This window comes from Alphaproteobacteria bacterium, assembly GCA_023898745.1.
GTDB lineage: Bacteria > Pseudomonadota > Alphaproteobacteria.
Genome location: CP060237.1, coordinates 921,225 through 944,624, shown reverse-complemented (window position 1 = coordinate 944,624; position 23,400 = coordinate 921,225). Strand labels below are relative to the sequence as shown.

Below are 23,400 nucleotides of genomic sequence, written 5' to 3'. Positions count from 1 at the left end.
TGACATATTGGTGAATCAGCCAATTAAATAAAAATAACATAACAAATATCAATAAAAATATGGCTCTAGCAGAGGCGCTAGAAGAGTTTCTGCCCAAATTACCATTTAAATTAATTTCAGAAGAAATACCTCCAGAGGTGATATCTAACTGGGTTGTCACTGAATTTAAAGCAACACAAACTGTTTCTGCGATTGATGAAGTGTCTGTCACTATCATGACGCCCTCTTCTATGTTTAATGTTTTTGACTACATGCGTATGTTTGTGAAGTTAAAAGCTGAAGGGCGTTTATTTTCTGGAATGATAACTAATATTGAGTTTTTAGGTATTCAAAAAAATTCAGCAAAAACTAACCCCGCATTAATAGAAGTTGCGGAAAATGCTTTAGGGAAAGAGCAGCTTTTATATCGCTTAATCTTGAAGCCAAAATTAAATCTGTTAACACGTAGAAAGAAATGTCAGGTTTTCCAAGAGCAACCTCTGGATGCCATTTTAACAGAAATTTTTACAGCAAATGGTCTTATGCCGGGTGCTGATTTTCTTATTGAAATACCTGATCTCAAGCCTATTCCTTACTGTGTGCAATATTGTGAAACAGATTTTGATTTTGTTTCTCGTCTTTTAGAAGCTGAGCAGATTTATTATTATTATGATCAAATCGAAGATGGTGTTGATCAAATTTTAACCATTAAAGCAAATCCATCTTTTACACCAAGACCTATTTTGTACGATGGTCAAGGCGTAAAAGAGGGCCGTGTCTACGGTTTATCGATTCGTTCCGAGGTTGTTCCAGAAGTGTTCGCAGGAATTGATTTTGATTATTTATCGCCTATTACACCTACATTTGGAACAACACCGCCCGTTCCATTTTCTGGCGTATCTTTCGAATATCCGTCAAGGCGATTTAATGCAGAAATGCAAGAGTTAAAAGTAAAAAGTCAGTTGCAAGGCGCTTTAACAAGATCTAAAGTCTATCAATGCGATACTACGATTTATGATGTAACAGTTGGGAGGGCTTATGTGATTCCAAACTACCCAGATCTAAAACTGGTAGCGGATGAGCTCTTTACGATTAAAGTTGAGCATTTTGGTAAGCAAATTTCAAACACAGCATCCGATCGTCCTATGTACTTTAATCGATTTTATGCCGTAAGAAATGATCTAGAGCATAGATATAAACCAGAACAGAAAACGCCATGGCCTAAGATAAGCGGATACCAGACAGCCGTTGTTGTTGGGCCTGCGGAAGCTGAAATTCCTGATGTGGCAGGTGTATATGCAGCAACAAAGGTGGAGGCAACAGCGCAGGAGGCTGAAGAAGAGGCGGAAGAGGCAGAAGAGCAGGCAGAAGTTGGGTTAGAAAGCGCAGAAAAAGTTCCACCAACACCGCCGCCTGTTTTTACAGATCCACAAGGGCGAATAGCGGTTAAGTTTTTATGGAACATGCCTGTCGATCCTCAAGAACTGGCAGAGGAAGAAGAGCAAGAAGCTCAAGAAGAAGCTTTAGTTGCTCCAGAAGAAGTTGAAGCTGCAGAGGAACAAGAGGCGGAAGAAGTAAAAGGCGCAGCAGAAACAGAAGAGGAGGCTGCAGAAACAGCAGAATCTGAAGAGACGGCTGGAGAAGCTGCTGAAGAAGAAGCTGCTGAAGAAGCGGAAGACGAAGAAGCAGAAGAATTAGAAGAGCAAGCGACTGCTTTGGAAGAAGCAGTTTTACCTCCACCACCTGGCTCGTGTTGGGTGCGTGTGATGCAAGGTCTTGCTGGTCCAGGTTATGGAACGGGGTTTATTCCTCGCATTGGTATGGAGGTTGTGATTGTATTTGAAAATGGTGATCCTAATAGACCTGTTTGTGTGGGGTGTGTTTATAATGGCGTGAATCTTATACCAGAACCTTTATTTGAGGAAAAATCTCGTTTAGTTTTGTCAACGATGGGAGCGCCTTTAGCAACCCCAGATGATCCTTGTCCACAAAATGCTATTGTTATGCAAGATATGCCAATCGATGAACAAAAGATTCTAATATATGGACAAAATCAAATTGTCACTCGTGTGATGAAATTAAATGAAGTCAGTGTTATGTCTGGTAATAATGTGGTGAACATTCCAACGGGTGACAATATTGTTAATATTAATGCTGGAAACTGTAATACGCAGATTAATACAGGAACATATCTTATTAATATTAACGAAGGTGAAATTACCATTAAGACAGAAGCGGGTGCTTTAAATCTCTCAGCTACAGACATTAATATCACTGCAGAGGCAGAGATTAATATAAGTGCTGGCGGTGGAATTAATATAGAAGCAGGCGCGAATATATCTGCAGAAGCGGGTGCAGATGTAGCAATAGAGGCTGGTGCCGCTTGCGAAATATCGGCAGGTGCAGATGTTTCTGTAGAAGCGGGTGCAGCATGCGAGGTTTCAGCTGGCGCAGATATATCAATTGAAGCTGGAGCTGCATGTGAAGTATCTGCGGGTGCAGATGTTGCGATAGAAGCAGGTGCAGCATGTGAAGTTTCGGCAGGCGCGGATGTTTCTATTGAGGCGGGTGTTGCATGTGAAATGACAGCGGGTGCTGATGTTGCCATAACAGGTGGTGGAGCAGTGGAAGTGACAGGTGGCGGTGATGTTGCAGTTACAGGTGGTGGTGCCGTTGAGGTAACGGGTGGCGGTGATGTGGCTATCACAGGCGGTGGTGCTGTTGAAGTTGATGCAGGTGGCGCAGTCGAAATTGGTGCTGGTGGTGCGGTTTCAACCGAAGCTGGTGGAATTGTAAATATTACTTCATCGTTAACGACAGTAGAATCAGCTTTAGTATTATTAGGATAAGGAGGAAATATGGGCCCTACGATGACAATGGGATGTGTGCAAATGTGCACGTTTGGAATGGCGCCGATGCCATTTCTTCCTATTCCTAGCAATATTTTCACAGTTGAGCCAGTAGGGAGTATGGTGGATATTATTCCTTTTATGAATATCATGCCATTTGCGATGTGTGTAAGCTTATTAAATCCAATGGTTTTGTCAGCCACCATCGCAGCTTTTGGGATTCTTATCCCAATGCCTTGCATTCCTATTCCTGTGATGCCACGCACACCTGCGGCTTATAACATTTTGCGCGATGATGCTTTACCTGTAGCGACTGTTCCGTCTATGACTATGTGTGCGTGGATAGGTGTTATTACGCCGATTGTTCCAGATCAATTTGAAGTAATTGCTGTATAAACTACTTTAAGAGCGCATAAATTGTATGAGCATTATGGTGGATTGTTTCAATAAAATCCCCATTTTTTAGAGAGTCTGAATACAAAACCCCACCTTGTTTGATTTTTGTTTCTTGAATAATTTTTTGCACAAGTGTGTTATTTGTATGTGCTTCAAAAAAGGCGCCCTTAATATTATGTTTGCGAATGTAGCGCACGAGTTTTGCTAACGCAAAAGATGATGGTTCTTCTGCTGTGCTAATGCCTAGAGGGGACCAAAATGCAATTCCATACTCTTTGCCAAAGTACCAAAATGCGTCATGCGTAGTAATGACATTTCTGTTTTTTAACCCTTGAAATAACAGTTTAATTTTCTTATGCAACTGCTCAAGTCGCTCAAGATATTGATCTCTATTCTTTTTATATAGGTGTGCTCGTTTAGGATCTTCTTTTATTAAGACATCTGCGATATTTTTCACATAAGTTTTAGCATATTTGAGGTTGTGCCATGCATGCGGATCAAATACATCAGGGTTTTTGATAAACCGCATTGGAACAACACCTGCGCTTGCTAGGATGCGTGTTTTTTTAAATTTTGTATTTGCAATCATATGTTCAAGCCATGGCTCTAACCCTAACCCGTTTTCAATTAATATATCTGCATTTTGAAGTAAAACATACTCTTTTGGCGTGATAGGTGCATCATGCGGATCGTCCGTGCTTTTTATAATAGAATGGACAGAAAATTCTTGGGACCCTTTGATAATTTCTTTTGTAAGGGCTTCTATGACGGAAAACGTGACAACAATCTTTTTTGGATGTAAATATGCTGTGAAAAAGCTGAAAAGCATTGTGGTATTGATGGTATACGATGGACTTATTTTGCATGATTTTTTAGGTAAAAAAAAGTTTAGCGCTAAACTCAAATCATAATATATATACTATATTCTTAATCTCATTAAATAATTTGTTTTTTTTAAATACAAGTATTGAAAAAAATACGTCAAATATGTGGAAATTACTTGGAGTTAATTTTTATTTGGTGAATTATGTTTCTTTTAACATTTTTATTTGCTACCTCTTCTTATTCGAAGGCATATAACAAACAAGCAGATGTTGTCACTGCAGCTGCGCAAGTTCAAGAAAATTATCCTATTTTTCAGGAGGTTTTTCACAGGATATACGATATATTGCATGAGTCTCAATTACCAAAAGATCAGATACCGCATGTTGGATTAGGCTTAGGTCATAAGCATTTTGAGGCGGGTGAAGGGCAGTTTGTGTGTCAACGCTTTGAGGAAAAATTTGGTGAAGAGGATGAAGGTAAGATTCCGGTTTTGATTACTCAGGTTCAGAGCGATCTAAAAGGAGCGATACCTGCTAGTTGGATTGTTGATGAAGAGGAGCTTCCCTTTGAATTTTCAGATGATATAAAAGTGAAAGAGGTAATACAAGAAATAGATAAATGCGAAGGGTTGAGGGTAGAAATTATGGGTGTCATCTCAGCAAGTCAATTGCCATTGACTTTTGCTGTGTTAGCACGCTCCTCTCTTCCAAAAACAACATCAGAAGTTTATTTAGAGGAAAATTACGAGGATGCTAGTATGGTTAGGCCGGTAAATTTATCTGAGATCGGAAAAGCAATTATAACATCTTGGAATTTTAAGAGTAGAGATCCAAGAGAATGTGCAAATGGTGCGTGCATAACATATGTAGATATGTTTGATTTTACACATCACACAGGTCGCAAAGGGCGATTGCCACCACCTTCATTGGAAGCAGGGGAAGGTCAAAAATGAGTAATAAGGTTTAAGAATTCAAGGATTGAGAATATCGGTTTTATGAAGACCTCGTCTTACATGAGATAGTTAGCAAATTACGCTATTGATTCTGATAGAACTTGAATTTTAACCTTATTTATCCGATAGTTATATAATAAGACAATAAAACAATCATTATGCTTCTTTTTTTCTTATTCTCCAACATTGAGCAAAAAAGTGAAGGTTCTTATGAGCGGAAATCTATCACAGTAGATTTTTTTGTGGAAAAGCTTAAAGATTATGCTGGATTGCAGGCTTATAAGTCCGAGTTTTTAAAGAAAAAACACAAAGAGACCGAGGCAAGAAGCGCTTTTCTTCCTAAAGCTGAGATAAATTTAGATTATCAAAATAAAGTAAAAATGATCTCGCCACTTGGAATGAAAGATCCTGAGGGAAAAAGGGAATGGGATCTCAACGCTCGAGGGGAGGCGCAGCTTAATGTTTTTAATGGTTTTGGTGATATAGCAGCTTTTAAGGAAGCCAAGCACTACACGGAAGCTGGGCGATTTGAATATTATAGAAAGATATCCAAACTATTTTTAGATGCGCTTGATGCGATGGGGCGCATGAATCATTCCGCTGCAAACGTTGAGGCAATGAGTATGATGTTAGATAGTAAGGCAAAAATTTATAACATGGCAAAAAATAAGTTTAAAAACGAAGCTATTTCAAAGGGGGAATTGCAAACGGCCCTTGCAGAAAAGAATATTGCTCAGAGTAATAAATATCGTCATGAGTCCGAATATATGAGTCACGCAGCAGATTTTGAATCAAAGAGTGGTATAAAAGCGGAAGCAAATTATATTATTGATACGCCTGAAAAATTGCCAGAAACTTATGAGCAAGCAGAACAAATGATGTTGCGTCATAATTTTGATATTCAAGAGGCTGAGTATAAAGTAAAGCAAGCTGAATCGGGGCTTAAAAAATCAAAGGGTGCATTTTTTCCTAAAATTGATCTGTATGCAAATGGAAGAAAAAAAATAGATACGGATGATAATAAGGATATTAAGAAAAATGATAAAGAGAATGAAATAGAGTATGTGTGGGGCGCAAGAGCGAGTTATCAATTTACAGGATTTCGAGATACTGCAAGATACAAAGAAGCAGTTGAAGCGTTATCTGAAGCGCGCTATTCTTATCATGCAACACTAAATCGTGTGAAGTCTGAGTTAAAAATGGCATGGGACATACATAGAATGAGTCAAAAGCAATGCCCTTTATTAACCGCTGCAGTTAATGAATATCAAGCAGCTGTGGATGCAGAAATGATTAAGTACGAAAGTGGTGCAAAAGATATGTCAAAATTGATTCAAGCTCAGGAAGCTTTAGCAGAGGCAAAAAATCGTCTTGCACATAATGAAAAAAACTTGCGTTTAGAATCGTGGCGTCTCACAATATTGGTAGGAGATTTGCCTAATAGTTTGAAGGGAATTTAATGGGGGGAGTTATGAAAAATACAGATGATATGTCAATGGAAGATATTTTGGCATCTATTAGAAAGTATGTTGCATCAACGAATGAGACAAGTAAATATGACAAAAAGGTTATAACACCTTCTATCAAAAGAGAAACAAAAACAAATGTTGTTCCTATTAATAAGGCAGAGCTTGAAGAGAAAGTTGAGATAGAACTAGGGAGTCTTGATCAGTCTATGGGTATGTCTGAGAAAACAATGCCTCAGGCGACAGAAGAGAAGTTTGAAGATTTGATTGCAACTGATTACTCAGATCATGAAGAGGAAATTGTTGAGCATAATTCCATTCCTCAAGGCAATTTAGCAAAAATGGTCAGAAGAATGATCGATGAAAAAATTCAAAAATGGTTAGACGATCATCTGGAGGCAGTTCTTGAAAAACGCTTGAGCGATATTTTGGAAAAGGTTGCGTCTGAGCATCTGAATGATTTGTTAAAAGGTGATTAAGTCGTCATCCTGAGGAGCTGAGGATGACGGAGTGTATAAGAGTGTTAAAAATTGAATGTATACGAGCTGTCAAAATGTAAAAATCGGACTGTTTTTGTAACAGATCAGGATGTTTTTGCGCTCAAAAAACAACTCGAAGCACTAACAGATAAAAAAGTTTTTCTCCTTCCAGGATTTAATGTTCTTCCTTATGATAAAATCTCTCCTACTAAAAAAGTTACTATTGAACGCGTAAAAACCCTATCTCAGTTAGAGAAAGCGGATATTATTCTTGCAAATCCGCAGGGTTTATTGTGGCGTATTCCGGATGTTGATATTAATTCTCCTTTAAAAATTAAAAAAGATGATGCGTTATCACGAGAGCTTGTTGTTGAATACCTTCAGGAAAATCTATACGAGCGTGTAGATTTGGTTCGAAATGCTGGAGAGTATTCGGTCAGAGGCGGGGTGATTGATATTTTTGAAAGCGTTCCACTACGGTTAGATTTTTTTGGAGATCAAATTGAGTCAATCAAAACCTTTGATATTTTGTCTCAACGCACAGTTCATACTTTAGAAGAGGTGGAAATTTTTCCTGCGCATGAGTTGGCGAAGTTGCCTAAAAAAGTTTTGCATGCTGAGGAGAGCTTTTATAGCGAGCTTGTGAATAAGATGGAAGAAGGGATTTATATTGGTGGGTTTGAATTTTATTGGCCCATGTTTGTGGAAAAATCTTCTAAATTATTTGAAAAAGTGAAAGCGGATTTTATGGTAGAAGCTGACCTTTTTCAACTTTTAGGGCAAGTGGCTTCATTTTATCAAAAGTATAAAGAGGTGAAAGATATTGTAAAGCCTGAAGCGCTTTACTGGTCAAAACAAGAGGTGGAGGATTTTCTTAAAACCGCAAAAACTGTTTCTGCAGATCAAAAAGATATTGAAAGTTTTAAATCGATAGATGCATTTAAAGAGTATGTTAAAACATCAACAAAACCTATTGTTATAGGTTGTGACTCTTCATCTATCTTATCTCGCATTCAGGAAATTTTTGAGGAGAATGATCTTGCGATTTCCATTCAAGACACATTTCCCAAAAACTTCACAAATCACAAATTAATTGGCGTTGTATTTCCAATTCAGAAGGGATTTGAAACAGCGGAATATCGAGTATTCTCAGATCAAGAAATTCTAGGAAAAAATTATTTTGGCTCTAAACAGCGCAGGAAAGCAAATTATAATTTCTGGGGCAAGGGGTTTGATTTATCTAAGGACGATATTATCGTTCATGAAGATCATGGTGTAGGAAAATTTAGTCACCTTGAAAAGATAACAGTTAATGGTTTGACACATGAGTTTATTAAATTAACATATGCTCAAGATAGTCGTTTGTATGTCCCGATCGAGTATTTTGATTTAATTACGCTTTATGGATCTAATGATAAGGATATTGCATTAGATTCTCTTGGGTCTAAACATTTCAAAAAACGCAAAGCGCGTGTGAAAAAGCGCATAGGTGATGTGGCCAAGAAGCTTATGGAACTTGCTGCAAAGCGTAAAGAGCAGATGGTTGATCCAGTTTTGTTTGATTTAGAAAAATACGAGATATTTTGTCAAAAATTCCCCTATGTTTTGACGGAGGATCAAGAAAGGGCGATGGAAGATATTCAGCGGGATTTAAATAGCGGATATTTGATGGATCGGTTAATATGCGCTGACCCAGGATTTGGAAAAACAGAAATTGCTTTACGCGCCGCATATATGTTACTTGCTTCAGGTAAACAGGTTGTCATTTTAACGCCAACTACAACGTTATGTCAGCAACATTACCATTTGTGTAAAGAGCGATTTAGCGAATTTAGTGTGGCTCAAGTATCGCGTTTTGTATCTTCAAAGGATCTCAAAAAGGCACATGAAGATATTGAGACAGGTAAAGCAAATCTTATTATAGGAACGCACGGCGTTTTGTCTAGTAAAGTAAAGTTTGCAAACTTAGGATTGTTAGTGATAGATGAGGAGCATCATTTTGGTGTGATGCAAAAAGACAAGATAAAAAAAGAATATCAAGACATTCATATTTTATCCCTCTCAGCAACACCTATTCCACGAACGCTCCAGATGTCATTAGCTGGAATAAAAGAAATGAGCTTAATCAGCACCCCTCCTATCAACAGACTTCCAATTCATACAGAAATTGGGTCTTTTGATGAGGTGCGTTTTCAGAGCATGGTTGAGCAAGAGATTAAACGGGGAGGGCAGGTATTTTTTGTGGCGCCACGAATCAAAATGCTCACAGAAATGGAAGAAATTGTAAGAGAAAAATTCCCAAAATTGCGAGTATTGACACTTCATGGCAGTTTAGCCCCAGAGCAAATTGAAGAAGGTATCGCGCGCTTTGAAAGTGGTTTATATGATTTAATTCTAGCAACGCATATTATTGAAGCTGGGCTTGATTTGCCAAGAGCTAATACCATGATTGTATACCATGCGGATATGTTTGGTTTAGCTCAGTTGTATCAATTGAGAGGGCGCGTTGGACGAAGTCATATCCAAGCGCACGCTTACTTAACTTATCCATCTGAAGACGGTTTAACAAAAGATGCGGTGAAGCGACTAGATGTAATGAAGAGCTTAACACAGCTTGGCGTTGGATTCTCAATTGCAACACATGATATGGACATTCGCGGATACGGGAATTTGATTGGGGAAGAGCAATCAGGTCATATCAAAGAAGTTGGGGTGGAATTGTATCAACACCTGCTTGAAGAAGCGTTAAAGCACATTGACCAAGAAGAGCGGGATTTATTTCATCCGCAAATTAGCCTTAAAGTTGATGTGATGATTCCGGATGAATATATTGAAGAGCCGCAGCTTAGATTATCTTTATATAAAGCGCTTTCAAATATTCATGAGAGAAAGCAGCTTGAACAGTATCGTATTGAACTAGAAGATCGTTTTGGTAAAATCCCAGAAGCGTTAATGAATTTAATTCATATTGTTGATTTAAAAATTCTATGTCGGGACGCGTATATTCAAAAGCTTGAAGAGGTAAAGCAAGGATTTTTTGTGAAGTTTTATAAGAGCCCAAACTACAAGAAAATGCAAGAATTCTTGAATGATCCGTGGTCGCTAAAATATGTAGATATTTCAAAAGATCAAGGGTTTATGTTTAAAATGAAACCACAATGGAAAGTGTTGAAAGGCTTGTGCTTGAAATTTAAAGGTTTTTTCGATGAGTGAATTACAACACCGTCATCCTGAGTATAGCGAAAGATCTTCTCACAGCGAGCACAACCAAGATCCTTCGTCTTCGACTCAGGATGATGAGATTACAGTGTCTCAGGATGACAACTATATACAAGATTTCCTAGAAGATATAAAACTCAAAACTGCCCAAAGTACGCGTCAAACTTATGCAAAAGATTTGCGTTATTTTTATGAGTTTTTTATAGCAAGACATAAAGATGTATTAAATCTATCTTTTGATGATATTCATGAGTGGTTGTCTTATCGTTATGATCAAAACTACGCTAAGCGGTATACGCGCAGGGTGGTCTCAACGCTCAAGAATTACTTCAAATTCCTTAAACGAAAGGGTGTAATCGAGGATCATAATTTCTTTTATATTCACCGAATTAAGGTAGAGGAAAAGCTGCCGCGTGTTGTGGATATGTCGCAAATTAAAGATGTATTATTAAAGTGTCATGAGTTGCCTGCTAAAGAATGGGTGCAGAAACGAGACTTTTCTTTTTTTTACCTTATTTATCAAACAGGTCTTCGCATTAGTGAGGCGTTGAATATTGAGAAGAAGCAGCTAAATGAATACCTTGTGGTTCATGGAAAAGGCGATAAAAAACGCATTGTGCCCGTATTTGAGGAAACTCTAAATATGATCAAAACATATTTAGATGACTGCCCATTTAAGGACAAAGCTTATGTATTTTGTGGCGAAAAAGGTGGAAAGTTAGATCAGTCTATTATGCAAAAAAAACTGCGAGAAATTCGTCAGTTATTTAACCTTCCAGACTATATAACGCCGCATAGTTTAAGACATTCCTGCGCAACGCATATTCTAGAAAGTGGAGGAGATTTACGCAATATTCAGAAATTGCTAGGGCATTCTTCTATGAATACAACGCAACTTTATCTCAGTGTTTCAAAAAATAAGATGATTGCAGGATACAAAAAGCACCAAAAGAGATAGGCGCAGCGCGTCATTGCGAGCGCTCGTTAGAGTGCGCGGTCATCCAGAGGTTATTATGGATCACCACGATCTGCTTCGCAGATCTCGTGATGACATTCCTTTTTCTCCAAAAATCCTTCATAATGTTCAAAAGTCGCCTCGCAAGATAATATGTTTTTTAATAAGCCATCCGAGCATCGATTCAGAAAAACGATGCGCGATATTGTGTTTTTATTTATGATTTTGCTGACATTTCGTGCGGTTTCATATCAGCATTATCTCATTCCATCTGGATCGCTTATTCCAACGTTAAATGTTGGTGATTTTGTGATGGTGAATAAGGCGGCGTATGGTTATTCCCGATACAGCTTGCCACAACATCTCAACCTTTTTAGTGGAAAAATTTTTATGACAAAAACGCCACAAATCGGAGATGTGATAGCGTTTGCAAATCCAAAGAATACGAAAATGGATTACATCAAGAGATGTGTAGGTTTGCCAGGAGATAGGGTGCAACTTCGACAAGGTAAGCTATATATCAATGGGCAGGTTTGTCAGTACAAAAGAGTTGAAAATTACAAAACTACAGACTCTAAGGGTAAAACCGTAGAATATCATTGTTATGAAGAAACTTTGCCTAATGGTGTAAAGCATATTATTATGCGCACCGAAGATTCTTCAGATGGTTTGTTCATGGATCCAAGAAATAATACAGAAGAGTTTGTAGTGCCAGCAGGACATTATTTTGGGCTAGGGGATAATCGCAACCAATCTCAAGATAGTCGATATCCAAATCCAGGGTTTGTTCCAATTGAGTATATTTGGGCCAAAGCAGAGTTGATTTGTTTTTCGGTTGAATTTTCATTTGCAGGAGAGAAGTGGAATCCATTAACATGGCATAAACTTCGCCTCAAACCAAGGTGGACACATATTGGAAAAAAAATTATATGATATCTTAGGATACACTTTCAAAGATCCAACGCTTTTAAAAATGGCGTTAACGCATCCTAGCGCCTTACCCAAGAAGCATCGTAATTATGAGTTTGAGCGTTTAGAGTTTTTGGGCGACCGCGTTCTAGGTCTTATCATTGCAGAGTTTGTATATTCTCAATATCCAGACGAGCGAGAGGGGGTATTGGCGCGCTATCAATCCGTATTGGTCAGTCGGGATATTTGTAAAAAAATTGGCGAAAATATTGGGCTTTTGCCATTCATTAAATATAGTTTAAAAGATTATCAGTCTAAGAATACAGCCTTGATTGCAAATACTATAGAAGCTGTTTTAGGTGCGATTTTCTTAGATGGTAATCTTAACCCATGCAAACAGTTTATCTATAAACATTGGAAAACTGATCTAATTCAAGAGCAATCTAAAGACCCCAAAACTCTTGTGCAAGAATGGGCGCAAAAAACTTATAATATTGTTCCAACTTATACTTTGTTAGAAAAAGCAGGATCAGAGCACTCACCTATTTTTACATATCAGCTTCAAGTTGAACCTGATTTTGAAAGTGTGGGCAAGGGGTATAACAGAAAGCAGGCTGAGCAGGATGCGGCACAAAATTTTATTGAAAAATATCAAAAGAAAATGAGGCTAAAATAAAGCAGATTGTCGTTGATAGATCATGACGAAAGTTGCACGGAACGTCATGGCGACGTGGACATCCAGAGAATGGATCACCACGGTCTGCGTTGCAGATCTTGTGATGACGATCTTTTGTGGCGTTCAGCGTTTTTTGTTATGACAACATACCTTTAAAAGGCTGTATCTATGGAAGTTTTGCGATTTTGATATCTCTTAAAGGATCTATATGCAGCAAGCGCCCCAGCAAGAGGGGTGATATAAAACAGAGCGTCTGCAACCTGCCAAAAGTTTGGATAGGCAATTGCTAAGAATACGGATGAAGGGTAGAGAAATTGATTCAAGATAGCGCAAAAGTCATCTAATGGGGTCATTTCAACCTCTTCAATATGTCCATGCTTTCGATCAAAAAACTTAATAATATGATTTATGCCATTAGGCAAAAAGGTCACAAGAAAAATGGGATTAATATGATAAAACAAAAAGGATATAGAGAGTATAGATGCAAGATCTCCGATTATATCTAAATGCTTCCCAAGTTCGCTTGTGACATTATGATATCTTGCAATAGGCCCATCTATAAAGTCTGTCACAATACATATTGCAAATAAGATAATCGTAAAAATGTACTCCGCATTAAAGAATGTTTGAACAGCGTATAAGCTCATAAAAATTCTGGAAGCGGATAAGAGATTCGGAATATACTTTATCATTTGTTCTAAAAATATCAAATTCTAACTTCATGCTAATATAAAAAAAATATAAAATCAAATAAAATAAAGTATTTAATAATATTAAAAAATAATTAATTGAATAAATATTATTTATGTAATATTGTGGACGTATGAGTGTTTTGTAAATCGTTATCCTAAGCGCATAGCACGAAGGATCTTTCTAAGTTTATTTCAGGAGGATATCTCGTGTTATTTGGGATGACCGGGGCGGTATATGGCTAGAGCAAAAAATTTCAGGCTCAATCTTTTGATTATTAATATAATAGGTCTTCTTTGCAATGCATCTTCAAGCCTTGTGTTTGGTGTATTTTCCAGTTTTTTAAAATCTATGGGCGTAAATACAGCCGATATATGCTTTTTTCAAGGTGCTATGGATGCATTTAGTTTTGGCATGAAATTAGGCGCTGGGTTTTTGTCGGACTTTTTAAAGAATCGCAAAAATATTATTATTGCTGGTATTATCTTAATGGCCTTATCAAAGTTCTTTTTAGTTGTTGCAACATCACTTGTAGGATGTATTGCGGCCAGAGCCTTAGATCGTTTTGGAAATGGGTTGCAGATGGCTCCAAGAGATGCGCTTATGGGAGATTTATGTCCGAAAAATAAGAGTGGTACATGGTATGGTGCGCGGACATTTCTCACAGTTACAGGATCAGTAATAGGCTCTTTCTTTGGGATGAAGCTTCTTATGTGGACAAATGGAAGCTTTAAAACGATTTTTGCCCTTGCAATCTTACCTTCTATAGGTGCTTTAGTTTTATCTATTCTATGTATGCCAGACTCTTTTGTTATGTATAAAAAAGAGCGAGAAGAGTTTTATTTTAAGAATTTTTCAAATGCATTCTGGAAACTAATGCTGGTTGCTTTTGTATTTCTTATGGTGCGCTATGGAGAAGCTGTGGTGACCATGAGAACAGTTGAGAAATTAAGTTTAAGTTATGAATATTTTCCAATGTTTTTAATTATATTTAATTTATCGTCAGCTGTTATGGCTTATCCATTGGGTGTTATGTCAGATTATTGCAATAAAGAGAAGATTTTGTTGTTAAGTTTTGTTGTGGCGGTTATAGCGCAATTCTGGTGTGCCTTTTCAGTGACTATGCTTGATTTTATTTTTGTGACAGCTTTATGGGGGATACTGGAAGGGATTTCAAACTCAATTTTCTTTAGTTTAATTTCCAATTACGCCACTTTAAATTTAAGAGGTACGGCGTTTAGCGTGTATTTCGCTGTATCTTTATGCGCAACTTTAGTTGGAAGTTTTATATTTAGGTATTTGTGTACATTTGGCTTGCATGTGCCATTTATTTTTGGTGGGATAGGATCAATAGCTGCTTCAGTGTTGTTATGTTATTTTTTTAAAGATAAAGTAAAAATTAAGCTTGAATATATTGTTTAAGCTGAATTTGAATGGCTAGCTTCACACAAATGAAAAAAATCTTCAAGATTGAAATTTTCTCCATTTATTTTTGCAGCAAGAATAGCTTGCAGTCGTTTTAAAGGCGCTAAGTTTTTTAAATTCAGAAGCTCACACAGCTCCAAAGTTGCATCAAGAATTGCTGCTTTTTCAATAGACCGGTTTTGTTTTAAATCATTATACATCGAAGAATAATGGCCTTTTGTTATAGGTAACACTTTGAAGGTTTGGTAATCGCGCAAATGTCCGGCGTTAATTTTATCTGATATCTCTTGCAAGATATTTATAGTATATTTTATGAATGACTGCGCATTTGGATCTTCAAACACTTCTCCGGTAGTTTTTTCCATAATAGCGGAGAGAGTGTTAATGGCTAGGGCAAACTGCAATTTCTCTAGAGTCATTTTATGAAAATTTTCAGTTTTTATTGGTATGGTAGCCTTTTCAAATACTTCATATATTTTTTGCAGAGCTTTAGAATTTTGTGATGAGCCTATAATGACTGAAATTTTATCAAAAGGCCTTGTAATTTCGGTCTCACCTGTAAAGGTTTTCTTAGCAGCAATAAAAGGTTGCATCCCAAAAATTATATTATCTTGAAATAATCTTTCTATTTTGCCGTCTGAATCAATGCAATCTAAATGTTTTTTAGTGAGTCTCAAGTCTTTCAAGAAATAGAACGGTAACCCATTTCCAATAAAAATAAAAATAGTTTCTTTGTTAGAAAGGCGTTTCAATTGCTTAGCAACCTTTAAAGTCACATCAGGTTGTTTAAGACTTACAATCACAATATCTTGATAAGGAAGTTGAGCATCTAAAAGATTGCCTACATAGCAAAATCTTTGAGGTTTTAGATGAATTAGACCTTCAGAAGTTTTAACTTTTAAGCCATGTTTTTTGATATATTTCAGATTTTTTTCTGCTTTTCCTATGATTGAAACTTCATTATCGCAAGAAGTGAGTTTTGTTGAGAAATAAGATCCAACAGCACCCGCTCCCCCTACAATGGAAATTTTTGCCGCAAATAAGATGAAAATCATTCTTCAAAGGAGAAGAGAGAGAGGAGGATTACTTGTTTGCCTTCGCAGCATACTGCTCGCGAATTTCATTAGAAACGTTGTTTGGAACAAAGTCATAAGAGTGGAACTGCATTGAGTATTGTCCACGACCTTGTGTCATTGAGCGTAAAGTATTTACATAACCAAACATTTCCGCCAAAGGAACTTTTGCAGAGATAGCTTGAACTGCGCCTCTTTGTTCCATTTCGCCAACTTGCCCACGACGACTATTTAGGTCTCCAATAACATCTCCAAGATATTCATCTGGAACCACAACTTCTACAGACATAATAGGCTCAAGAATCTTCGGCTTTGCCTTTGTGATACCTTCTCTAAACGCCGCTTTTGTTGCGATTTCGAAGGCCATGGTGCTGGAGTCAACATCATGGTATGCGCCATCTATAAGGCGTGCCTTAAAGTCAATCATTGGGAAGCCAATTAATGGACCAGATTCTTTTGCCATTTCCAAACCTTTTTCAACAGCAGGGATGTATTCTTTAGGAATCGCACCACCAACGATTTGATTCTCAAAAACAAACCCTTCACCTGGTTCTAAAGGTTCAAACACAAGCTTAACACGTGCAAATTGTCCTGCACCACCTGTTTGTTTTTTATGTGTATAGTCAATTTCACCTGTTGCTGTAATTTTTTCACGATATGCAACTTGCGGTTTTCCTTGCGCTACTTCAACTTTATGGTCCCGTTTTAATAGATCCAGTTTAATATCAAGATGCAACTCACCCATGCCTTTTAGAATTGTTTGCCCTGTCTCTTGATCAGTTGATGCTCTAAAAGATGGATCTTCCTGAACAAGTTTAGCGAGCGCAATACCCAACTTCTCTTGATCACCTTTTGTTTTTGGTTCAATTGCGATTTCAATCACAGGATCTGGGAAATCCATTTCTTCTAGGATGATTGGATGATCAGGATCACACAAGGTGTGACCTGTCGTTGTTTCTTTCAATCCTGGAAGAGCAATAATGTCACCAGCATGTGCAATTTTAATATCTTCACGTGAGTTTGCATGCATCAAAAGCATACGACCTACGCGTTCTTTTTTATCTTTAATCGTATTAAGAACAGATTTTCCAGCTTCTAATTTACCTGAATAGATACGCACGAATGTGATTGTTCCTACGAAAGGATCTGTCATAATTTTGAATGCTAGCGCAGAAAGCTTATCATTTTCTGCTGGCATACGAACGATTTCTTCACCTGTATCTGGATTTTTTCCTACGATATCTCCAACATCCAAAGGAGAGGGGAGGTAATCAACAACAGCATCAAGCAAGGGTTGAACACCTTTATTTTTGAAGGCGCTTCCACAGAAAATAGGCACAAAGTGACTGCGGATTGTTCCTGCGCGAATGCATTTTTTTAAATCAGCTGTAGAAATTTCTTTTCCTTCAAGATACGCTTCCATAAGCTTATCATCCATTTCAACAGCCATTTCGATAAGCTCTTGATGTAGAATTTCCGCTTCATCTTTAAGATCAGCTGGAATATCAACTATATCAAAACTTGCTCCCAGGTCCTCTGTTCTCCATAAAATTGCTTTCATTTCTACAAGGTCTACCACTCCTTGTAAGTCAGATTCGATGCCCACAGGAATTTGCATTACCATAGCGCGTGCACCAAGGCGATTCTTAATCATATCAACGCAACGGTGGAAATTCGCACCGGTTCTATCCAACTTGTTTACGAAACAAATTCTAGGCACTTTATATTTATTTGCTTGGTGCCAAACTGTTTCAGATTGAGGCTCAACACCTGCAACGCCATCAAATACAGCAACCGCACCATCCAATACGCGCAAGCTTCGCTCAACCTCAATTGTGAAGTCAACGTGACCTGGTGTGTCAATGATGTTGATTCTATGATCTTTCCAAAAACACGTTGTTGCAGCTGATGTAATTGTGATGCCGCGCTCTTGTTCTTGCTCCATCCAGTCCATGGTTGCAGCGCCTTCATGCACTTCACCAATTTTGTAAGATTTGCCTGTATAATAAAGAATACGTTCAGTTGTTGTTGTTTTTCCGGCATCAATGTGTGCCATGATGCCTATATTTCTGTAGTTTTTAATAGGAGTTTGACTCGTCATAGTTACCACCTATAGTGAGCGAATGCTCTGTTTGCTTCTGCCATCTTATGCGTATCTTCTTTCTTCTTTACTGCAGTGCCTTTGTTTTCTGCAGCATCTTTAAATTCAGATGCTAATTTCGACATCATAGTTGTCCCAGGTCTTTTTCTGGAAGCATCAATAATCCAACGAATAGAAAGTGCTTGCGCTCTAGCTGGACGTACTTCATGTGGAACTTGATATGTTGCACCGCCAACACGTCTAGATTTAACTTCGACAAGAGGTTTAACGTTCTCTAATGCTTTTTTAAAAAGTGATAACTTATCTTCGTCCGTTGATGCTGTTAAGGAATCTAGCGCACCATAAACAATTTTTTCAGCAACAGCTTTTTTACCTTGCTCCATAACATTATTAATGAACTTACTCACAACTGTGTCTTTGAATCGAGGATCTGGCAAAATCTCGATTTTCTTCGCCTGTCTTCTTCTGGACATATATTAAAACTCCTTCTTTATTTAGGTTTCTTCGCACCATATCTGGAGCGGGCTTGTTTTCTATTTTGTACACCTTGTGTATCAAGTGTTCCGCGGATGATGTGATAGCGCACACCAGGTAAGTCTTTTACACGACCACCTTCGATCATAACAACAGAGTGTTCTTGAAGATTGTGCCCCATTCCTGGAATATAACCAGTTACTTCATATCCATTACTTAGTTGGATACGCGCAACTTTACGAAGTGCGGAGTTTGGTTTCTTTGGTGTTGTTGTGAAAACTCTTGTACACACACCTCTTTTTTGTGGACAAGCTTCGAGCGCTGGCACTTTGTTTTTTGCTTTTACCGGAATTCTTCCTTTGCGAACCAGCTGGTTAATTGTTGGCATATAGTATCAAATACATTTCTACATGGTTTATTGTAGACCCATTTTGTAAAAAAAGACAGGGGTAAGGTGAATTTTTTATTATCCGTGCGCGACCTTTCTGCGTTTACTCAAAACCTGCTCTTCTTTGATGTGTGGCATAGTAGGTTTTTGTTGGTTTTCTATCCGAATATTGTAGTCAGCATTGTTAATATGCCACACGGACATCAACTGCACTCTAACCTGGTGTTGCTCTTCAATAGCACAAATATCTCGCCTTAGCTTATTTTGCATGTAATCAAAAACATCTTTAGATACTGTTACAATAACATCGCTCATAGAGTTTGCAGCGGCTTTCTTCTTGATGGCACGTAAAATGGTTGAGCTCATAGACTCAACTGTTCGTGCGCTACCATAACCAGAACAGCAGGGGCACTTTTGTGTAAAATAATCTGATAGGGTTTTTTTAGATCTTTGGCGCGTCATTTGGATGACGCCAAATGCGTTAACAGGCAAAATATTTGTTCGTGCCGAATCGTGCTTAAAAGCAGCTTTGAGCGTTTTATAAACAAGTGCATTATTTTCTTCACGCTCCATATCAATGAAATCAATTACGATAATACCGGAAATATCTCGCAGAAGAATCTGTCGCGCAATTTCTTCACATGCTTCAACATTAATATCTCGACTGGTATCTTCTTGAAGTTTCGATTTATAACCTGCTGAGTTCACATCAATCGAGATCAAAGCTTCTGTTTGCTGAATTACAAGTGTTCCACCTGACTTGAGTGGTACTAAAGGGCTTAAGAGCATCTCTATTTGCTCATTCACATGAAACATATTAAATAAAGGTTTATCGCCGTTGTATTCATGAATTTTATTTTTAATGCTAGGCATAACGGTGCGAGCAAATTTTTTAACTTGCTCAAAAATTTCCTTACCTTCTATAAGAATGTCCTTAACATCTTTGGATGCCGTATCTCGCACAGCGCGTTCAAAAATACTATGCTCTTCATAAACCAAACCAGGTTGTTTTTTCTCCTGTGCTTTTTTGGAGATAGCTCTCCATAGTTTGTTTAAGTAACGAATATCTTTGCGAATTTCATCCGCTGCTCTTTTTTCGGCAGAAGTTCTTAAAATAACGCTGATGTAGGAGGGTAGTCCAATCTTTTCAACAATTTTTCTTAAGCGCTCTCGTTCAACTGAGCCTTTAATCTTTTGGGATACGCCACCAACACTTCCTTCGAATGGCAGTATAATGGAGTAGTGACCAGCTAAGCTAATTTCAATTGTAAAAGCGCAACCTTTATTTTGTCGCTCTTCTTTTATGACTTGCACAAGAAGATTTTCACCCACGGCGCGCTTTAGTTGTTGTTCGTCCGGTAAAAGCTTTTTGAGTTGACCAATGGGTAAAAATCCATTCTTTTTTCCACCATAGTCTAAAAATACTGCGCCAATTCCGGGCTCAACTCTAACGATTTTTGCAAGGTAAATGTTACCTTTTGTTTGTTTATGTGCACTTGTATCAATATTGAGTGTTTGTAAAACGCCGTTATCATCAATTACAGCAGCTCTTGATTCAAATGCATGATGATCAATTAATAATTTCATGCAATAATTTCATGGTTGCAAGTTTCAACCTCATTTTTATTTAACACCTTTTTGAACAAGATGTACAGAGCTCTCATAACGAGCTCTGATTGTGGTTATTTATCATTCAAATTTTACAGTTAGATGTGCTCTTAGACACAAAGTAATTTAAAAAACCCAGTCCTTGCTCCAGAGAAAAATTATAGTAATCTTGATTTAACAGAATAACAATACCAATCTCGTGATTCGGCAAAAAGCCAATAAATGGCAGCATACCCCTTAGATATCCCATGCTAAAAACGATGCGATTCTTTTTAAGTGGATCATTTTTATAATCAAAAATACGCCAGCCTAAGCCATAAGATAAATCAAACTCTTCTCTAGGAATGGGCCATGTTGTCATAAACCAATCAGAGGATGTACTAATTCTTGGTTCGTGAAATTTTTTTAAATCTTTTTTTGTTAAAACATGCGGTGCGTAGCCCATGTGTAGCTTTAAAAATTTAATCATTCCATCTAAAGACATAAAAAGTCCGCCGGCAGAACCGACCGACTCATGGTGTGGGCGTTTAACAGGCAGAGTTTCAACTTCAGTTTGGAATTGTTCACTTTTAATAGAATGGGGGTAAGCGATAGTTTCATCATTTTCAGGACAACCAAAAGCGTAGTCATTTATATCTAAACTATCTAGAAGTTCTGCTACAGCATATTTCCAATTTTTTTTCGTACTAGATTTAATGATGTTTTCTATAAGACTAAATGTAATATTGTTGTAAGAATATTTTTCTCCAGGTTTGAATTCTTGAGGGCTATTTTTTAATATTTTTAGTAATTGCAATCTTGGAACGCCTTTTTCAATCATTCTATTGTTGTTTCTTTTTCCATCCGTTTCGCCATCAAACACATAGCCCGTTGTGTGGGCTAGCAAATGCTCGACTTTGACAGGCTGATTCTTTTTGAAAAATGTAACCGTATCATTGAGTCTAAGTTTTTTTTGTTTAATGAGCATTGCAACAGCTGTTGAGACAATTGGTTTTGTGCAGGATGCAATAGAGAATACTGTCTTAGATGTGATCGGTTTTCCGTCCTCAAGTTTTGTCTGCCCAAAAGTTTTTTTATATATAACCTGACCTTTATATACAACAGCGACAGCCCCACCAATTTTATCTTTGAATTGGTCTTCTAGATTTTCAATATAATCTGAAAGTCCTTCAGTATTTGTCAGTTGATCAAGGTTGGCAAAGCAAAAAAATATCATACCTTAAGGTTTTTGATTTTAAAAAGCGGATATAAGATTACACCCCATCTTCTGTCGAAGAGATACCCTAAAAAAATAGGAAGGATTGTGCTGGAAATGAAGCTAATAGCGGGTAGCGTAACAATAAAATACTTAACAAAACCAGGATCGAGGCTCATGAGCCCCCCAAGCAATACGCTGACTATAAATAGAACGCAAAAGAATGCCCAAATAATTCCTTTATTTGTTCCAATTTTTTTATATTTCAATTGGTGCATTGTGTCTACAAAATGAAAATAAACAATATTTCCAAAGAGTCCAAAGGTAAAAAGGTAGATAATCAAACTTACAAGACCTGAATACATTGGTATTTTTTCTAGGGGAATTAAGTTTGAGAATTTTATAACAAATGACGTTAAATACAAAGGCACCGTCCAAGCAATGGTTCCAAAAATAATGGCTGTAAGGTACATTTTTCTATACATCATCCAAAATGCAAAAAACAAAAACGCACACCAGTTCAGTGTAAATTTTCGATCTTTTTTCCATTTTTTATAAGCTGCAAGATAGTATTCTGTTTGTTTTGTTTTCTTTCCGTCTGTTGTGGCGATATCTAAAAATTCTTTATCGCTAAGCATAGTAATTAACAATTCCTTCATATATCTTTTTGTAAAAGATTGTCTTTAGAAATGCAAGAGTATTTCTTTGTATATTTCTTTGAGTTTAGTCAAATCCTCCAACAAAACTCGTTCGTCTTTTTGGTGTGCTTGATCATAAAACAACCCTAATTCAAAACAAGGGCACAGGTCTTTAATAATAAACCCGTCGCTTGCTGCGCCGTGAGTTGAAATATTCGCGCTGCTTAAATTGAATTTGGAAATATCACAATAATAAGGTATGCCACAGAACTCAAAGTGACATTCATGCTCATGGGCGATACTTTGAATCCATGCTTTTAAAGATTCATGTGTATGAATATCGTTAAATCGAATATTAAATCGGATATCGATATAAGGTGGGATCACATTGGTTGCAGTGTTATTAACATCGATGGATGTAAGCTCCAAATTAGATGCTTGAAAATGCTCATTACCCTTATCTAATACATGTTCATTTAGTTTTTTTGCGAGGTCTAGCGCTATAGGAATAGGGTTTTTTGCTTCATCCGGATATCCAACATGTCCAGCTTGCCCATGAACACGAATGCGTGTATTGATACTGCCACGACTTCCTATTTTAATGCGATCACCAACCTTGTTTTTTGAAGTGGGCTCTCCAATCAAACACAGGTCTATTTTTTCATTTTTATCTTGTAAATATTTAATAATTTCACGTGTACCATAGGTTGCATCACCTTCTTCGTCGCTCGTTAAAAGAAAGCTTACAGAATAATTAATTTTATCTTTAACTTCCAAAAATGCAGCAACAAAGCATGCAATAGCGCCTTTCATATCGTTGGTACCGCGTCCATATAAATATCCATTTTTTACAACGCCATCAAAAGGCGGAACAGACCAATTATCAGACACTGGCACAACATCGATATGGCCAGCAAAAGCAAAATGTTTAGCGCCGTTTTTATATTTTGAGAATAAATTAGATGTATTTCCTTTGTTGATATAGCTATGTTCAAAATCAGGAAGATAAGATGCAATAAGCTCTAGACATCCATTATTCTCTGGAGTAATGCTTTTAATTTTTATGAGTTTTTTAGCAAGTTCGTGTTCAAGCATGTTTTTTG

At 37.3% G+C, this 23,400-nt stretch carries 20 protein-coding genes; 10 read left to right on the top strand and 10 right to left on the bottom strand.

The features are described from left to right. Positions 1–59 precede the first annotated feature (59 nt). Together H6850_04685 and H6850_04680 are read left to right on the top strand one after the other, a co-directional pair. The gene (locus tag H6850_04685; protein USO02364.1) at positions 60–2,828 is read left to right on the top strand and encodes a hypothetical protein; all 2,769 of its coding nucleotides are present in this window, start codon (positions 60–62) and stop codon (positions 2,826–2,828) included. A gap of 27 nt (positions 2,829–2,855) precedes the next feature. Next, the gene (locus H6850_04680) at positions 2,856–3,224 is read left to right on the top strand and encodes a DUF4280 domain-containing protein (protein ID USO02363.1); all 369 of its coding nucleotides are present in this window, start codon (positions 2,856–2,858) and stop codon (positions 3,222–3,224) included. A gap of 1 nt (position 3,225) precedes the next feature. On the opposite strand, the gene H6850_04675 is transcribed toward H6850_04680, so the two are convergent. Then, positions 3,226–4,053, bottom strand: a complete 828-nt coding sequence (locus tag H6850_04675; protein USO02362.1) for a zinc ABC transporter substrate-binding protein — start codon at positions 4,051–4,053, stop codon at positions 3,226–3,228. Between the two features lie 198 nt (positions 4,054–4,251). Here H6850_04675 and H6850_04670 point away from each other — a divergent pair, with 198 nt between their 5' ends. The 7 genes from H6850_04670 to rnc all read left to right on the top strand — a co-directional run bounded on the left by H6850_04670 (position 4,252) and on the right by rnc (position 12,705). Continuing rightward, positions 4,252–5,001 (top strand): hypothetical protein, encoded by a 750-nt coding sequence (locus H6850_04670; GenBank protein ID USO02361.1) that lies wholly within the window; start codon positions 4,252–4,254, stop codon positions 4,999–5,001. Between the two features lie 158 nt (positions 5,002–5,159). After that, on the top strand, positions 5,160–6,461 hold the full coding sequence (locus H6850_04665; GenBank protein ID USO02360.1) for a TolC family protein: 1,302 nt from the start codon (positions 5,160–5,162) through the stop codon (positions 6,459–6,461). A gap of 11 nt (positions 6,462–6,472) precedes the next feature. Then, the gene (locus tag H6850_04660; protein USO02359.1) at positions 6,473–6,946 is read left to right on the top strand and encodes a DUF2497 domain-containing protein; all 474 of its coding nucleotides are present in this window, start codon (positions 6,473–6,475) and stop codon (positions 6,944–6,946) included. Positions 6,947–6,997: 51 nt separating this feature from the next. After that, positions 6,998–10,159 carry a transcription-repair coupling factor gene (gene mfd, locus H6850_04655; GenBank protein ID USO02358.1) on the top strand — a complete coding sequence of 1,054 codons (3,162 nt, stop codon included), beginning with the start codon at positions 6,998–7,000 and terminating at the stop codon, positions 10,157–10,159. Continuing rightward, positions 10,152–11,123, top strand: a complete 972-nt coding sequence (locus tag H6850_04650) for a tyrosine-type recombinase/integrase (protein ID USO02357.1) — start codon at positions 10,152–10,154, stop codon at positions 11,121–11,123. The genes mfd and H6850_04650 overlap by 8 nt, the downstream gene beginning before the upstream one ends. A 150-nt stretch (positions 11,124–11,273) precedes the next feature. Next, complete coding sequence (lepB, locus tag H6850_04645) at positions 11,274–12,053, top strand: signal peptidase I (protein ID USO02356.1); 780 nt, start codon at positions 11,274–11,276, stop codon at positions 12,051–12,053. After that, a complete protein-coding gene (gene rnc / locus H6850_04640) occupies positions 12,034–12,705 on the top strand; it encodes a ribonuclease III (protein USO02355.1) in 672 nt (223 codons plus the stop codon). The genes lepB and rnc overlap by 20 nt, the downstream gene beginning before the upstream one ends. A gap of 152 nt (positions 12,706–12,857) precedes the next feature. Here the strand turns inward: rnc and H6850_04635 are convergent, their stop codons facing one another. Next, positions 12,858–13,397 carry a CDP-alcohol phosphatidyltransferase family protein gene (locus tag H6850_04635; GenBank protein USO02354.1) on the bottom strand — a complete coding sequence of 180 codons (540 nt, stop codon included), beginning with the start codon at positions 13,395–13,397 and terminating at the stop codon, positions 12,858–12,860. A gap of 235 nt (positions 13,398–13,632) precedes the next feature. Here H6850_04635 and H6850_04630 point away from each other — a divergent pair, with 235 nt between their 5' ends. Beyond that, entirely contained in the window at positions 13,633–14,817 is a 1,185-nt protein-coding gene (locus H6850_04630; GenBank protein ID USO02353.1) for an MFS transporter, read from the top strand. On the opposite strand, the gene H6850_04625 is transcribed toward H6850_04630, so the two are convergent. The 8 genes from H6850_04625 to dapE all read right to left on the bottom strand — a co-directional run bounded on the left by H6850_04625 (position 14,814) and on the right by dapE (position 23,392). Beyond that, positions 14,814–15,875 carry a ketopantoate reductase family protein gene (locus tag H6850_04625; GenBank protein ID USO02352.1) on the bottom strand — a complete coding sequence of 354 codons (1,062 nt, stop codon included), beginning with the start codon at positions 15,873–15,875 and terminating at the stop codon, positions 14,814–14,816. The two genes, H6850_04630 and H6850_04625, sit on opposite strands and share 4 nt — an antisense overlap. A gap of 28 nt (positions 15,876–15,903) precedes the next feature. Then, entirely contained in the window at positions 15,904–17,994 is a 2,091-nt protein-coding gene (gene fusA, locus H6850_04620) for an elongation factor G (protein USO02351.1), read from the bottom strand. Positions 17,995–17,996: 2 nt separating this feature from the next. After that, positions 17,997–18,467: a 30S ribosomal protein S7 gene (gene rpsG / locus H6850_04615; GenBank protein USO02350.1), complete on the bottom strand. Its 471-nt coding sequence runs from the start codon at positions 18,465–18,467 to the stop codon at positions 17,997–17,999. A gap of 17 nt (positions 18,468–18,484) precedes the next feature. Further along, entirely contained in the window at positions 18,485–18,856 is a 372-nt protein-coding gene (locus tag H6850_04610) for a 30S ribosomal protein S12 (GenBank protein USO02349.1), read from the bottom strand. Between the two features lie 78 nt (positions 18,857–18,934). Further along, positions 18,935–20,443 (bottom strand): Rne/Rng family ribonuclease, encoded by a 1,509-nt coding sequence (locus H6850_04605; GenBank protein USO02348.1) that lies wholly within the window; start codon positions 20,441–20,443, stop codon positions 18,935–18,937. Positions 20,444–20,549: 106 nt separating this feature from the next. Beyond that, positions 20,550–21,680, bottom strand: coding sequence for a beta-lactamase family protein (locus H6850_04600; protein USO02347.1), 1,131 nt, complete (start codon positions 21,678–21,680; stop codon positions 20,550–20,552). Continuing rightward, positions 21,677–22,318, bottom strand: coding sequence for a DUF2628 domain-containing protein (locus H6850_04595; GenBank protein USO02346.1), 642 nt, complete (start codon positions 22,316–22,318; stop codon positions 21,677–21,679). Before H6850_04595 ends, H6850_04600 begins: the two co-directional genes overlap by 4 nt. 24 nt (positions 22,319–22,342) lie before the next feature. After that, positions 22,343–23,392, bottom strand: a complete 1,050-nt coding sequence (dapE, locus tag H6850_04590) for a succinyl-diaminopimelate desuccinylase (GenBank protein ID USO02345.1) — start codon at positions 23,390–23,392, stop codon at positions 22,343–22,345. Positions 23,393–23,400 lie beyond the last annotated feature (8 nt).